Source organism: Micromonospora sp. NPDC023633, from assembly GCF_040640035.1.
In the GTDB taxonomy this organism is placed as follows: domain Bacteria; phylum Actinomycetota; class Actinomycetes; order Mycobacteriales; family Micromonosporaceae; genus Micromonospora.
Map to the genome: position 1 here is coordinate 44,757 of NZ_JBFABB010000033.1, position 13,874 is coordinate 58,630.

General features: G+C 74.3%; 11 protein-coding genes and 1 pseudogene. 6 read left to right on the plus strand and 6 right to left on the minus strand.

Annotation, left to right across the window (positions count from 1 at the left end):
* The first annotated feature begins 102 nt into the window (after positions 1-102).
* Entirely contained in the window at positions 103-906 is an 804-nt protein-coding gene (locus AB0G13_RS13280; protein ID WP_357873185.1) for an alpha/beta fold hydrolase, read from the plus strand.
* Positions 907-930: 24 nt separating this feature from the next.
* Here the strand turns inward: AB0G13_RS13280 and AB0G13_RS13285 are convergent, their stop codons facing one another.
* The 4 genes from AB0G13_RS13285 to AB0G13_RS13300 form a co-directional block, all read right to left on the minus strand.
* On the minus strand, positions 931-2,349 hold the full coding sequence (locus AB0G13_RS13285; RefSeq protein WP_357873160.1) for a trehalose-6-phosphate synthase: 1,419 nt from the start codon (positions 2,347-2,349) through the stop codon (positions 931-933).
* Between the two features lie 183 nt (positions 2,350-2,532).
* On the minus strand, positions 2,533-3,381 hold the full coding sequence (locus AB0G13_RS13290) for a DUF308 domain-containing protein (protein ID WP_357873162.1): 849 nt from the start codon (positions 3,379-3,381) through the stop codon (positions 2,533-2,535).
* A 249-nt stretch (positions 3,382-3,630) separates the two neighbouring features.
* Entirely contained in the window at positions 3,631-4,302 is a 672-nt protein-coding gene (locus AB0G13_RS13295; RefSeq protein ID WP_357873165.1) for a response regulator transcription factor, read from the minus strand.
* On the minus strand, positions 4,299-5,495 hold the full coding sequence (locus tag AB0G13_RS13300; RefSeq protein ID WP_357873169.1) for a histidine kinase: 1,197 nt from the start codon (positions 5,493-5,495) through the stop codon (positions 4,299-4,301). Before AB0G13_RS13300 ends, AB0G13_RS13295 begins: the two co-directional genes overlap by 4 nt.
* Positions 5,496-5,857: 362 nt before the next feature.
* Between AB0G13_RS13300 and AB0G13_RS13305 the strand changes: the two genes are divergently transcribed.
* The gene (locus AB0G13_RS13305; protein WP_357873171.1) at positions 5,858-6,565 is read left to right on the plus strand and encodes a lysophospholipid acyltransferase family protein; all 708 of its coding nucleotides are present in this window, start codon (positions 5,858-5,860) and stop codon (positions 6,563-6,565) included.
* Positions 6,566-6,590: 25 nt separating this feature from the next.
* Here the strand turns inward: AB0G13_RS13305 and AB0G13_RS13310 are convergent, their stop codons facing one another.
* A complete protein-coding gene (locus tag AB0G13_RS13310) occupies positions 6,591-10,157 on the minus strand; it encodes an adenylate/guanylate cyclase domain-containing protein (RefSeq protein ID WP_357873173.1) in 3,567 nt (1,188 codons plus the stop codon).
* Between the two features lie 163 nt (positions 10,158-10,320).
* Between AB0G13_RS13310 and AB0G13_RS13315 the strand changes: the two genes are divergently transcribed.
* Complete coding sequence (locus tag AB0G13_RS13315) at positions 10,321-10,533, plus strand: hypothetical protein (RefSeq protein WP_357873175.1); 213 nt, start codon at positions 10,321-10,323, stop codon at positions 10,531-10,533.
* Positions 10,534-10,591: 58 nt separating this feature from the next.
* Here AB0G13_RS13315 and AB0G13_RS13320 read toward each other — a convergent pair whose 3' ends face one another.
* The gene (locus tag AB0G13_RS13320; protein ID WP_357873177.1) at positions 10,592-11,284 is read right to left on the minus strand and encodes a Crp/Fnr family transcriptional regulator; all 693 of its coding nucleotides are present in this window, start codon (positions 11,282-11,284) and stop codon (positions 10,592-10,594) included.
* A gap of 251 nt (positions 11,285-11,535) precedes the next feature.
* Between AB0G13_RS13320 and AB0G13_RS13325 the strand changes: the two genes are divergently transcribed.
* The 3 genes and pseudogenes from AB0G13_RS13325 (at position 11,536) to AB0G13_RS13335 (ending at position 13,784) form a co-directional block, all read left to right on the plus strand.
* On the plus strand, positions 11,536-12,033 hold the full coding sequence (locus AB0G13_RS13325) for a polyadenylate-specific 3'-exoribonuclease AS (RefSeq protein ID WP_089003323.1): 498 nt from the start codon (positions 11,536-11,538) through the stop codon (positions 12,031-12,033).
* Between the two features lie 135 nt (positions 12,034-12,168).
* Positions 12,169-12,577, plus strand: a pseudogene (locus tag AB0G13_RS13330) (pyridoxamine 5'-phosphate oxidase family protein).
* 178 nt (positions 12,578-12,755) lie between these two features.
* Positions 12,756-13,784, plus strand: coding sequence for a 6-phosphofructokinase (locus AB0G13_RS13335; RefSeq protein ID WP_357873187.1), 1,029 nt, complete (start codon positions 12,756-12,758; stop codon positions 13,782-13,784).
* Positions 13,785-13,874: the final 90 nt, after the last annotated feature.

Genomic DNA, 13,874 nt, shown 5'->3' on the forward strand with positions numbered 1-13,874 from the left:
AGTCGCGAACGAAAGGCCGGGCCCGGTGAGCGCGAGGAGTGCAGCGCAGCGGAGCCCCGCAGTCGCGAACGAAAGGCCGGAACAGTGAGTCAGGTGCGGGTCATGCGGGGGCGGGAGTGGGCCCGCCCGGTCCGCCCGGTCCGGCGTGAGGTGCTCAGCGCGGCCCCCGAGGTGGAACAGGGGCGTCCGCCGCTGCTCTTCGTACCGGGTTTCGGGCACGGCGCCTGGGCGTTCGCCGAGCACTGGCTCGGCCACGCCGCGTCCCGGGGCTTCCCGGCGTACGCGCTCAGCCTGCGGGGGCACGGCGACAGCGGGCCGGCGCCGGAGGCGACGCTGCGGACGTACGCCCACGACGTGACCCAGGTGGCGGCGGGCCTGCCGCGCCAGGCGGTGCTGGTGGGGCACGGTGCCGGGGCCCTGGTGGTCGCCCACGCCCTGGCCCGCTACCCGGCCCGGGCCGCGGTGCTGGTCGCGCCGGTGCTCGGCGGCTGGGCGACGTTCGGGGCGGCGCTGCGCCGCAACCCGCTCGGCACGCTGCCGGCGGTGTTCGGCGGGCCGCTGCGGCTGCACCGCCGCCAGCTGTTCAGCCGGGAGCTGCCCGAGGCGGAGTCCCGGCGGTACGTGGCCCGGCTGGGCCGGGCCGGCCGGCGGGCCCAGTGGCAGCTGCTGACCGGGCGGGCCGCGGAGCCGGCGGTGGGCGACCCGCCGGTGCTGGTGCTGGGCAGCCCCGACGACCGGGTCGTCCCGGCGGGGGCGCTGACCCGGGCGGCCCGGCGGTACGGCTCGGCCCCGCTGCTCTTCCCCGGCATGGGGCACGACATGATGCTCGACGCCCGGTGGCGGGAGCCGGTCGACGCGATCCTGGACTGGCTGGAGAAGGACCCGGCACCGACCGGCCGGCCCTGACCGACCCGGGCCGCGTCGCCGGCGTCAGCCGGCGGCCCCCAGCCGGGTCAGCAGGGAGCCGCTGTCGTCGAGGGCGGAGAGGTAGGAGCGGGCCCACGCCCGGATGTCGTGCCGGTGCAGGTGCGCCCGCATGGTCCGCATCCGCGCGCCGAGGTCGTCGGGGCTGCCCCGCAGCGCGGCGAGCAGCCCCTGCTTGAGCCCCTCCAGGTCGTGCGGGTTGACCAGGTACGCCTGCGGCAGCTCGGCGGCGGCGCCGGCGAACTCGCTGAGCAGCAGCGCGCCCGTCCCGTCGACCCGGGCGGCCACGTACTCCTTGGCGACGAGGTTCATCCCGTCGCGCAGCGGGGTCACCGCCATCACGTCGGCGACCCGGTAGAGCGCGGCCAGCTCGGCGCGGTCGAACGGCTGGGTCAGGTAGTGGATGGCCGGCTCGCCGACCCGGCCGAACTCGCCGTTGATCCGCCCGACCTCCCGTTCCACCCGCTCGCGGAGGATCTGGTACTGCCCGACCCGTTCCCGGCTGGGCACCGCCACCTGCACGAGCACGGTGTCGCGCACCTTGACGTGCCCGTCGGCGAGCAGCTCGCTGTACGCCTTGAGCCGCTGCTCGATGCCCTTGGTGTAGTCCATCCGGTCGACGCTGAGGACCACCTGCTCGGGACTGCCGAGGTCGCGGCGCAGCCGGGCGGCCCGGTCGACCACGTCGGGCCGGGTGGCCAGCGCGGCCATCTCCACGGTGTCGATGGAGACGGGGAAGGCGCCGATCCGGACCACCCGGTCGTCGACGGCGATCCGCCGATCGGTGGCGGGGACCTCCAGCACCTTCGCCACGAGCTGGGCGAAGTTGTGCGCGGCCTGGGAGCGCTGGAAGCCGATCAGGTCGGCGCCGAGCATCCCGCGCAGCAGCTCGGCGCGGCGCGGGAGCTGCATGAACAGCTCGGGTGGCGGGAAGGGCACGTGCAGGAAGAAGCCGATCCGAAGGTCCGGCCGCAGCTCCCGGAGCAGGCCGGGCACCAGTTGCAGGTGGTAGTCCTGCACCCAGACCACCGCGCCGGGCTCGGCCACGTCGGCCGTGGCCTCGGCGAACCGCTGGTTGACCCGCTGGTACGCCTCCCACCAGCGCCGGTGGTACTCCGGTTGCTCCACCGAGTCGTGGTAGAGCGGCCAGAGGGTGGCGTTGGCGAACCCCTCGTAGTGGTCGCGCAGGTCGTCGGCGCTCAGCGCGACGGTGTGCATGCGGACGCCGTCCACGTCGGGCAGCGCGGGCGCCGGACCGGTGCCGCCGGCCCACCCGACCCACGTCGCCGGGGTGTGCCGCAGGAGGGGATGGAGGGCGCTGACGAGGCCGCCGGGACTGCGGCGCCATTCGCAGGCGCCGTCGGGCGCCACACTGTCGTCGATGGGCAGGCGGTTGGCTACCACCACGAGGGAACTCTGTCGCATCTCGGGCATTCCGATCAGCAGGGGAGTGACCGCCGCAGCGGAGGAACAACCGGGCAGTCAGCGAGGGGATGTGACGGACAGCGGTATTCCTACTGACAGTAAGTTACACCAGTGTCGCTCCCCCGGCGCGGGGCGTCTGTCGTCCCGGGATGCGGGCAGGAACGCCGGTGGATGGACCGCCGGTCAGACGACCGCGCCGTCGTCCGGGTCGCGCTCGTCGTCGTCACCGGGCCGCAGCCGCCAGATCAGCGCGACGAAGCCGGCCAGGATGCCGGTGAAGCCGAACAGGTTGACCACCGAGGGGTCGGCCACCGGGAAGACCGAGGGGAACAGGAAGAGCACGAAGCCGAGCACGATGGCCAGCACGCCGACCACCGCGTACTTCGAGAAGCGGGGCAGGGGCGGGGGTGGCGGCGGGGTGTAGCGCTCGTCCTCCGACTCGTCGTCGGGCAGGTCCGCGCCGAAGGTGTCCAGCCCGTCGAGCAGCGACGGCTCGTCCTGCCGGCCCGGGGAGAGGGAGACGCCCGAGATGTCGGCCGCGTAGGGCAGCCGGCGCACGTCGGTGGCGGTCGGTCCGGCGGGCTCGTCGGCCGTGCCGAGGGTCACCGGACCGCCGGCGGGGCCGGGCGTGTCGTCCACGTCCTCGGCGGCGGGCCACGGGTTGTCACCGCCGCGGGGAGCGGTGGTGTGGAAGCCGGCGACGATGCGGGCCCACTCGGCCTCGATGTCCGGCTCGTCGTCGCGGGGCTTCTCGGGGGCCGTCTCGTCCGCGAGTTGGGTCAGGTAGTCCCGCGCGGTCCTCAGGTGCGACCGGTCGACGTAGAGCCGGTCGACGGGGCGGGGCGGGACGGTGGTGGTGCGGGTGACCGGGTTGAGGTCGGCCGAGGGCTGGAGGTAGGCGGCGATCCCGCCGGCGGCCAGGACGTCGAGCAGGTGCTCACCGACGCGCGGATCCACGTCGCCGGCGACGGCGTACTCGCTCGCGTCGAGCCCGTTGTCCCGCCGTCCCCGGCGGGCCCCACCCGCTGACACCGGACATCCTCCTCATCACGCGCCCGCGGCGCGGCCGCCTGAGCCCCCTCGGCGCCGACCCGCACGCCGTGCCTTGAATCGTGACACGTCCGGACCCGGTTCCGGGAGTGCCTTGTGGCGCGGCGTACGAAGTCAGAGCCCCTGCCGCAGGTGGCGACAGGGGATTTATGTCCGTTCTTGCTGAATGCTTTTCAACGGAGCCCCGTCGGCGGTGCCGCCCGGGACGCCGGCGCGCGGGCCGACCGCCGGTCAGTCCGGGGCGGGCGACGCTCCCGGCCGCACCAGGCCGCTCTCGTACGCCGCCACGACGAGCTGCGACCGGTCCCGCGCGTGCAGCTTGGCCAGCAGCCGGCTCACGTACGTCCGGGCGGTCGCCGGGCTGATGTGCAGGACCGCGCCGATCTCGTCGTTCGACCGGCCGGCGGCGACCTCGGCCAGCACCTCCCGCTCCCGGGCGGTCAGCGACCCCAGCCGGGCCGGGTCCGGCTCCCGGCCGCCGGAGCGCACCGCGGCCATGACCCGCCGGGTCACCGCGGGGGAGAGCAGGGCGTCCCCGGCCCGGACGACGCGCACCGCCCCCCGCAGCTCGTCGGGGCCGGTGTCCTTGAGCAGGAAGCCGGCCGCGCCGGCCCGGATCGCCTCGAAGACGTACTCGTCGGTGTCGAACGTGGTGAGCACGACGACCCGCACGTCGGCGAGCCGCTCGTCGGCGACGATCCGGCGGGTGGCCTCGATGCCGTCCGTGCCGGGCATCCGGACGTCCATCAGCAGGACGTCCGGCCGCTCGGTGACCGCCAGCCGGTACGCCGCGTCGCCGTCGCCCGCCTCGCCGACGACCTCGATGTCCGGCGCCCGGTTCAGCAGCGCACGCAGCCCCGCGCGGACCAGGTGCTGGTCGTCGACGAGTCCCACCCGGATCACGTGGTCCCTCCCAGGGGTAGTTCGGCGCGTACCTCGAACCCGCCGCCGGGTCGGTTGCCGGCGGTGACGGTGCCCCCGAGCAGGGCGGTGCGCTCCCGCATGCCGCCGAGCCCGTACCCGCGCGGGGCGTCCTCGCGCTGCCCACGGCCGTCGTCGCGGACGGCGACGGCGAGGGTGCGGGGGCCGCGGACGACGTCGATCTCGACGCTGCTCGCGCCGGCGTGGCGCAGGGTGTTGGTCAGCGCCTCCTGGATCAGCCGGTGGGCGGTCGAGTCGACGGCGGCGGGCAGACCGGTCAGCTCGCCGCGCCGGTGGACGGCGATCCGCAGCCCGGTGGCCCGCGCGCCGGCGGCCAGGGCGTCCAGCCCGGCCAGCCCCGCCACCGGTTGCCGGGGCTCGGCCACGGCCGGGTCGCGCAGGAGACCGAGGGTGGTGCGCAGTTCCCGGGCGACCTGGGTGGTGGCCGAGCGGACGTGTCCCAGGGCGGCCCGGGCGGCGGCCGGGTCGTCGTCGAGGGCCTCGTCGGCCACGCCGGCGTGCAGCGAGATGACGGAGATGTGGTGGGCGATCACGTCGTGCAGGTCCCGGGCGATCCGGAGCCGTTCCTCCTCGACCCGGCGGGCGGCCTCCCAGGCGTGGTCGCGTTCCAGCTGCCGCAGCCGCCACCGTTGCTCGCGGCGCCGCAGCCGCCGGGACCGGACCCCGTCGCCGAGGGCGATCGCGGCGGCCATGATGGCGACGCTGGAGGCCAGCTCGAAGCCGATGAGGTACGCGACGCTCGCGCCGTCCATCGCGCGGAACGCGGTGGAGACGACGAGCAGGCCGAGCCCGACGAGCACCGCCCAGCGCAGCTGCCCGGCCTCGGCCGCCGAGTAGAGCGCCGCGGCGAGGGGGAGGGCCAGCCCGACCGGCGGGTAGCCGGCCACGTAGTAGGCGACCAGGCCGGCGGCGCTGACCACCAGCACGGTGGTCGGCGCGCGGCGGCGGAGGAGCACGAGCGCGCCGAGCCCGACGGCGAACAGGTAGGCGGGGACGTCGCGCCCCCGGTCGCCGCCCAGGTTCGCGGTGATCGCCAGCGCCACGACGGTCGAGACGGCGACGCCGATGAGCAGGTCCAGCACCGTGGCCCGGCGCAGCCGGACCAGCCCGCCCGCCGCCGTCCCGGCTTCCCGCTGCGCCTCGGCCACCCGCACACCCCCGAGCGTAGGTCCCGCCGGCCGCCCGGCGGAGCCGACGGGCGTCCCCACCGGCCGTCGCCCGGTGCGGTATAGACGGCCGGCGGCGGTACGTCGACAGGCGACACCCGCCCGCCGCTGCCGCTGCCTCCCGTTGTCCGCCGTCCGCCGTCCGCCATCCGTCGCTCGCCGTCCGCCGCCCACCGCCCGTCGCCCGTCGCTCGCCGCCAGGTGTCCGATCGTCGGCGTCCGGGGTGGACGGCAGCGCGTCGCGGGCCGGATCACGTTGTGGCGGCCGGCATCGGGTTCGTAGGCTCATGCCCACGACCGACCCGCGGGCGACCGCGTGGCGTCGCGACCACCTCTGTGAAGGGACGCCGGTGCTGTACTGGCTGATGAAGTACGTCCTCCTCGGCCCGCTGCTGAGGCTGGTCTTCCGCCCGCAGGTCGAGGGGCTGCACCACGTGCCCGACACCGGGCCGGTGATCCTCGCCAGCAACCACCTGTCGTTCTCCGACTCGATCTTCACGCCGCTGGTCGTGAAGCGGCGGGTGACGTTCATCGCCAAGGCCGAGTACTTCACCGGCAAGGGCGTCAAGGGCTGGCTGACCAAGATGTTCTTCGTCGGCTCCGGCACCATCCCGGTCGACCGCTCGGGCGGCCGGGCGGCCCGGGCGGCCCTCGACACCCAGCTGCGGGTGCTGCGCGGCGGCGGCATCGCCGGCATCTATCCCGAGGGCACCCGCTCGCCGGACGGGCGGCTCTACCGGGGCAAGACCGGCGTGGCCCGGCTGGCCCTGGAGAGCGGCGCCCCGGTGGTCCCGACGGCGATGCTCAACGCCGACGAGATCCAGCCGCCCGGCAAGCTGATCCCCAAGATCGCCCGGGTGCGGATCCGGTTCGGCCCGCCGCTGGACTTCTCGCGCTACGCGGGGATGGCCGGCGACCGGTTCGTCGAGCGCGCGGTGACCGACGAGATCATGTACGAGCTGATGGAACTCTCCGGCCGAGAGTACGTCGACATGTACGCCCAGAAGGCCAAGAACCCGCCCACCGGCCCCACCCCCCGCGAACCGGTCCCCGCCTGACGGGCCTGCCCTCCGCGTCGCCGTGTCAGCAGGCCACGGCCGTGCCGGCGGGGTTGGTGGAGGTCGTCGGGGGGCGGGTCAGCCCCAGCAGGACGGGGGCGTCGTTGCGCAGCGCGAAGGCGCGCAGCTCGGCCAGCTCCGGGCGGCCCGCCGTCGGCTCGCCGGCCCGCTCCAGCTCCACCGTCGCGAAGGTCAGCGCGAGCATCCGGTCGGTCACGTCCGGGATGCCGGCGTAGATCTCGGCGCCGGCCAGGTGCAGCTCCGCGGCCCGCCGGTGGTCGCCGTCCGCGGCGGCCAGCGCGCCGGTCACCGTCCGCCGCGCCGCCTCCGACCAGGGCGTGCGGTGACCCACCTGGTCCAGCATCATGCGCACCCGGGCCGCCGAGTCCCGCCCGGCGAGGCTGGCCGCGTACCCGGCCGCCGCGATCCACTCGCCGCTGGCCAGGGCCGGCACGGCCGACCAGGAGTCGGCCAGTTCGTCGATCAGCGCCGCCGCCTCCTCCCGGTGCCCCTGCAACGCCCGGCAGAGCGCGCCCATCCCCAGCATCGTCCAGTGCAACCGGTGGAAGCCGCTGCGCCGCGCGGCGTCGAGCGCGGCCGCCACGTCGTCGCGGAACGCGCCGACGTCGCCGGCCTGGGCGCGGGCCGGCGGCACCCGCCCGCCCCGCAGCACCAGCAGGCAGGAACGCAGGCCACGGACCTGCATGTCCCAGCTGCCCGTCGGGGTGTCCACGAAGGCCTCGGCGGCGGCCAGCAGCCGGTCGAAGTCGCCCTCGAACCAGGCGCGCATCGCCTCCGCCGAGTAGCTCGTGGTCAGCGTCTGCCCGCTGGCCTTGCGCTTCGGCAACGACGAGAGCAGCGCGTCGGAGCGCAGCCAGTCGCCCTCCTCGCAGACGGCGTAGACGAGGTTCTGGATGGCCCGGGGCAGGGCGATCAGCTGGTTGGCGCGGCTGACCTCCACGATCGCGTGCAGCTCGTCCAGGCCGGACCGGTCGCCCGCCTGGTAGCGGGCGATGGCCGAGGTGATCTGGGCGTTGGTCCGGGTCTCGGTCAGCCCCAGCCGCTCGCCGATCTCCGCCGCCCGTTCGGCCGCGGCCACCGCCGGATCCCGCTCGTAGTTCAGCATGTGCAGCCGGCCCAGCTCGGCGTAGGCGTCCGCCTTCTGGGGGCTGTCCGGCAGCGGGGCGAAGAGCTGCACGGCCCGGTCCAGGCAGGCCAGGGCGGCGGCCCGGTCGGCGCGCAGCCACGCGGCCTGACCGAGCAGCGTCCAGGCGCGTGCCGCGCAGGCGTCGTCGCCGTGCGCCAGCAGCCGGTCGGCGAGCGCCTGCACCTGCTCGGGGCCGCCGCCGGAGAGGAAGCCGTTGCCGTCCCGGTAGAAGGAGATCTCGGTGCTGAGCAGCTCCAGCTGGAGCCGGCCGACCGGGTCGGAGTCGTCGGCCAGTCCGAGCGCCCGGCCCGCGTGGCTCGCCGCGACGTCGAGGCTGTGCAGCGCGTACGCCCGGCGGGCCGCCCGGTGCAGCGCGGCCCGGGCGGCGCTGGCGAAGCCACTGATCTCCACGCCCAGCGTCCGGGCGATCTCGTGGGCCGCCCACCGGTGGTGGGCCAGCACCTCGGCCAGGTCGGTGTCCCGGCTCTGCGAGAGCATGTCCAGCCACTGCGCCGTCCGCTCGTGCCGCGCCACCCGCTCGGTGCGGGGCAGCCGCTGGTAGCAGACGTCGCGCACCAGCACGTGCCGGAACCGGTACTCCGGCTGCCCGGCCATGGTGGAGGCGGCCTGCTCGTGCACGAAGTCGCGCTGCTCCAGCCGGCGCAGCGCGCGCTCCACCGACTCGACGGGCTGCCCGAGCGCGGCGGCCACGGCCCCCGGCCAGAACTGCACGCCGACCACGGCGGCGGCCAGCAGCACCGTGCGTTCCTTGGCGTCGAGCAGGTCGATGCGGTTGGCGATGACGGCGTGCACGCTCTCCGGCATCGGCAGGTCGAGGTGCTTCTCCAGCGACCAGCCCCGCCCGGACTGACGCAGCGCGCCCTGCTCGATGAGCATCCGGACGTACTCGTGGGCGTAGAGCGGGTTGCCGCCGGCGACCTCGATCAGCGGGGTGAGCATGTCGGCGGAGAAGGCCGCCCGGCCGAACAGGTGGGCGTAGAGCGCGGCGATGCCCGTGTCCCGCAGCGGGGGCAGGGTGATGGTCACCGAGCCGGTGATCGTCCCCGCCCAGCTCGGGTCCCGGTCGATGAGTTCGGGCCGGGCGGTGCAGAGCAGCAGCAGCGGCACGTCCCGGGCGGCGGTGCCGAGCAGCTCCACGAAGCGCAGCATCGCGTCGTCGGCCCAGTGCAGGTCCTCGAAGACCAGCACGGTCGGCCGGCGCGCGGCCAGGGCGAGCAGGAAGCGCCGCCACGCCGACTCGGTCTCCTCGGCCGGCAGCGCGGTCCCCGGCAGGCCCACCAGCGGCCGCAGGGCGTCGACGAGGCGCTGCCGCTCGCCCGGGCCGACCAGCTCGCCGACGGCCGAGGCGAGCCGCTGGGCGGCGCTGGACGCCGGGTCGGTGTCCAGGATGCCGGCCTCGGACTTGACGATGTCCGCCAGCGCCGCGAACGTCACGTTCTCGCCGAACGGCGGGCACCGCCCGATCCGCCAGGTCAGCGGCTCGTCGACCAGCCGGTCCACGTGCCGGTACAGCTCCCGCACCAGCCGGCTCTTGCCCAGCCCGGCCCGGCCGAAGACGGTCACCACCTGCGGGCGCCGGTCGCGCAGCGACCGGTGCAGGGCGTTGACCAGCATCCCCAGCTCGTGTTCGCGGTCGATCAGCGGCGTGACGTCCGGCTGCCGGTCGGTCGGCTGCCGGCGGACCGGGGACAGGGCCAGCCACACCTCGGTCGTCGTCGACCGCCCGCGCAGGGTGACCGGCGGCTGTTCGGAGTAGCGGATGGCGTCCCGGGTGAGGCCGTGCGTCACGCCGCAGACCAGCACCCCGCCCGGCGGCGCGACGGACTGCATCCGGGAGGCCGTGTTGACCACGTCGCCGGCCACGATCGCCTGGCCGCCGTCGCGGGCGGCGGCCACGTCGACCAGCGCCTCGCCGGTGGCCACCCCGACCCGGAAGCGCAGCGCGTCCGCGCCGGTGGGGGCGAACCGGGTCAGCACCCGTTGCAGCTCCAGGCCGGCCCGGACGCAGCGCAGCGCGTCGGTCTCGGTCGCCACGGGCGCGCCGAACAGGGCCATCACCGCGTCGCCGATGTACTTCTCCACCACCCCGCCGTACTGCCCGACGACCCGGCGGGCGGCCGAGAAGAACCCGGTCTGCATGCCGCGCACCAGTTCCGGGTCCGCCCGCTCGACGTACGGGGTGAAGTCGATCAGGTCGACGAAGAGCACGCTGACCCGGCGGCGGTCCTCCTGCGGGGCCGGCTGCCGCTGGGTGCCCGGCCGGGCCGCGCCGCAGGAGGTGCAGAACGCCACGTCCCGCGCGAGCGGGCGGAGGCAGTGCGGACAGACCGCGCCCAGCTCGTTGCCGCAGCCGCCGCAGAAGCGGTCGCCCCCGGCGGCCGTGCGTCCACAGCGGTCACACTGCGTGGCGATGACACCCTCCACTGGCGATCCCGCCGGCGCCGGGATCGGCACCGTGCAGGTGTCAGTATCGCTGTCTGTCCAGTTGTCGGGTACCGGGCTGTTGGCTTGTGGACAGTCCACCGGCCGGTCCTGCGGTTACAGTCAGGCGGCTGATTTTCGACCATTGACCACAGGGGGATTCCCGATGGTGTACGTGATGTTGCAGAGCGACTGGACCGACGGCAACGGGGTGAGCCACCTCGCGGGCGACTCCGTCGACGTGGACGCCGCCACGCTGGCCGCGCTCCAGGCGCAGGGGATCGTCAGCGAGCAGTCCGGCGGCGGCAAGGACGGCACGGAGTGGGTCGGGCCGGGCAGCACCACCAACTGGGTCGGGCCGGGCAGCGCCACTCCCTGACACCCCCACACGCGGAAGGGGCCGGAGCAACCGCTCCGGCCCCTTCTTCGCGTACGTCTCAGCGCTCGCTCATCCCGGCGCGGCGGCGCAGCGCCGCCACGTCGGTGACCACGATCCGCCGGCCCTCCGTGCGCAGCCAGCCCCGGTTGGCGAACGACCCGATGGCCTGGTTGACGCTCTGCCGCGAGCCGCCGGCCATCTCCGCGAGCTGGCTCTGGTTGAGCTCGATGGTGATCATCGGGGCCTGGCTCTCGCCGGCCAGCCGCACCAGGGTCTTGGCCACCCGGCCGGGCAGGTCCAGGAAGACGTGGTCGGCGTTCTGCTCGGTCAGCCGGCGGATCAGCCCGCCGAGCGAGCGCATCACGGCGTCGAGGATGCGCGGGTTGGAATGCACCAGCTCCATGAACGCGCCCCGGGACAGCGCGAGGGCCGCGCTGTCCTCGATCGCCTCGGCCGAGGCCGAGCGGGTGGACGCGTCGAGCAGGGAGACCTCGCCCAGCACGTCGGGCGGACGGATGACGTGCAGCACGGCGCGCTCGCCGGTCGGCGCGGTGCGGAAGACCGCGATCGCGCCCCGGCGCAGGACGATGAGGGACTCGCCGGGGTCGTTCTCGACGAAGAGCAACTGACCCTTGCGGTATGTGCGGGGGACCGCCGCGGCGATCACCCGTTGCCGGACCTCCGGCTCCAGCCCGGCGAACATCTCCACACCCGTGAGCGCGTCACCCGGCTCCGGTAGGCGCATCTCCACGGCCCAACCCCTCCCCGGTCAAGGACCACAACTCGCTCACCGGGTGAACCTGAAGGCCCTCGACGAGGTGAACTGACACCGGTTCGGCGTCCGGTAGCGGTACACATCAGATCATGACGCTCCGGTCGCTTGCTGTACACCCCTCAAATCACTTCCGTGACACTCCCGAGCTGCGGCGACCGGCGTGGTGGGAGGCGATCCGGCCGCCCCGCCCGCCGGGACGCCGGGGGCGTGGGCGAGGATGACGGGTGATGGTCTACCGCTATTTCTACGACTGCGAGTTCATCGAGGACGGCCGGCTCGTCGACCTGGTGTCGATCGGCGTCGTCGACGAGTACGGCCGCGAGTTCTACGCCGTCTCGACCGAGTTCGACGACTCGCGGGCCGTGCCCTGGGTGCGCCGCAACGTGCTCGACAAGCTGCCCTCCCCGGCGAACCGTGCCTGGCGCTCCCGCGAGCGCATCCGCGACGAGCTGTACGACTTCCTCGTCGAGCCGGTCCGGGACCGCCCGGGCGAGCAACTGGAGCTCTGGGCCTGGTACGCCGCGTACGACCACGTCGCCCTGGCGCAGCTGTGGGGCGCCATGCCGGCGCTGCCCCGGGAGATCCCCCGGTTCACGAAGGACCTGCGCCAGCTCTGGGACGACCGGGGCCGGCCGCCCCTGCCGGACGCCGACGCGGCGCGGCACGACGCGCTGGTCGACGCCCGACACAACCTGGCCCGGTGGCGGGCGATGACCGGTTCGTAGGTTTGGTCGGTTCTGTCCCGGGCACCGGTGCGACGTCGAGCCGATGTGAGGGAGCGTCCCATGAGCAACGAACCGACAAGCGCCGCCGAGGCCCGGGGCCGGGTCACCGAGCTGGTCCGGGAGGCGCGGATCTGCATGCTGACCACGACCGCGGTGGACGGCCGGATGGTGAGCCGTCCGATGGGCCTGCAGGAGGCGGAGTTCGACGGGGACCTGTGGTTCTTCGCGTACGCCGACTCCGCCAAGGTCCGGCAGATCCGCGTGAACCCGGAGGTCAACGTCTCCTTCTCCGACTCCCGGCGCAACGCCTGGGTGTCGGTCTCGGGCACGGCTCGGGAGGGGTACGACCGGGCGAAGGCCGAACAGCTGTGGAACCCGCTGCTGAAGGCCTGGTTCCCGGACCACCCTGGTCAAGGTGCACGCCAGCTCCGCGGAGTACTGGGACTCGCCGTCGAGCACAGTGGTCAACCTGTTCGGCTACGCGAAGGCGGCGGTGACCGGCAAGCCGCCGAAGGCGGGGGAGAACCGCGAGGTCAGCTACTGACCGGTAGGGCGACCGGCCGGTGGAACCGGCCCGGGGCGCGGTGTCGGCGCACACCCGCGGCGACTACAGTGCGCACTGACGGCCCGCCCCGGGCCGGCAACGGCGCCGATGGTCTGATCCGACACATATCCTGGGGCAAATCGGGCTACACCTGATGCTCCAGGAGGATGAGCAGATCATGCGTATCGGCGTGCTCACCGGCGGCGGCGACTGCCCAGGTCTCAACGCGGTCATCCGGGCGGTGGTCCGCAAGGGCGTCGCCAGCTACGGCCACGAGTTCGTGGGTTTCCGGGACGGCTGGAAGGGCCCGTTGGAGGGCCTGTCCCGCCCCCTGGGCATCGCGGAGGTCCGCGGCATCCTGCCGCGCGGCGGCACCATCCTCGGTTCGTCCCGGACCAATCCCTTCAAGATCGAGAACGGCGTCGAGCGGATCAAGGAGAACCTCGCCGCGCAGGGCGTGGACGCGCTCATCGCGATCGGCGGCGAGGACACCCTCGGCGTGGCCACCAAGCTGCACGAGCTCGGGGTCCACGTGATCGGCGTGCCGAAGACTATCGACAACGACCTCGGCGCCACCGACTACACCTTCGGCTTCGACACCGCCGTCAACATCGCGATGGAGGCGATCGACCGGCTGCACACCACCGCCGAGAGCCACCACCGCACCCTGGTGGTCGAGGTGATGGGCCGGCACGCCGGCTGGATCGCCCTGCACGCCGGCCTGGCCGGCGGCGCCAACGTGATCCTGCTGCCGGAGCGGCAGTTCGACGTCGAGCAGGTCGCCGGCTACGTCGAGAAGCGCTTCCAGCACCAGTACGCCCCGATCGTCGTGGTCGCCGAGGGCGCCCAGCCGCTGGACGGCCAGATGGTCCTGCACAACCAGGAGCTCGACGCGTTCGGCCACGTCCGCCTCGGCGGCATCGGCCAGTGGCTCGCCGAGCAGCTGGAGGCCAAGACCGGCAAGGAGGCCCGCACGGTCGTGCTCGGGCACATCCAGCGCGGCGGCACCCCGAGCGCCTTCGACCGGGTGCTCGCCACCCGGCTCGGCCTCCAGGCGATCGACGCGGCCCACGAGGGCGACTGGGGCAAGATGGTCGCCATGCAGAGCACGGACATCGTCCGCGTCCCGCTGGCCGAGGCCACCCGCGAGCTGAAGACCGTGCCGCTGGAGCGGTACGCCGAGGCCGAGGTCTTCTTCGGCAGCTGATCCATCCGCGGCCCGAGTCGGTGCACGCGAGCCAGACTTCGGCGGCGCTGTCGCTCGGACTGTCTCCGTTCTCGGTGAATCGGCTGATCG

Bases quoted from the DNA above. Each gene is read 5' to 3' on its own strand.
- AB0G13_RS13285 (WP_357873160.1), bottom strand. From the start codon at position 2,349: ATGCGACAGAGTTCCCTCGTGGTGGTAGCCAACCGCCTGCCCATCGAC.
- AB0G13_RS13335 (WP_357873187.1), top strand. From the start codon at position 12,756: ATGCGTATCGGCGTGCTCACCGGCGGCGGCGACTGCCCAGGTCTCAAC.
- AB0G13_RS13325 (WP_089003323.1), top strand. From the start codon at position 11,536: ATGGTCTACCGCTATTTCTACGACTGCGAGTTCATCGAGGACGGCCGG.
- AB0G13_RS13315 (WP_357873175.1), top strand. From the start codon at position 10,321: ATGGTGTACGTGATGTTGCAGAGCGACTGGACCGACGGCAACGGGGTG.
- AB0G13_RS13280 (WP_357873185.1), top strand. From the start codon at position 103: ATGCGGGGGCGGGAGTGGGCCCGCCCGGTCCGCCCGGTCCGGCGTGAG.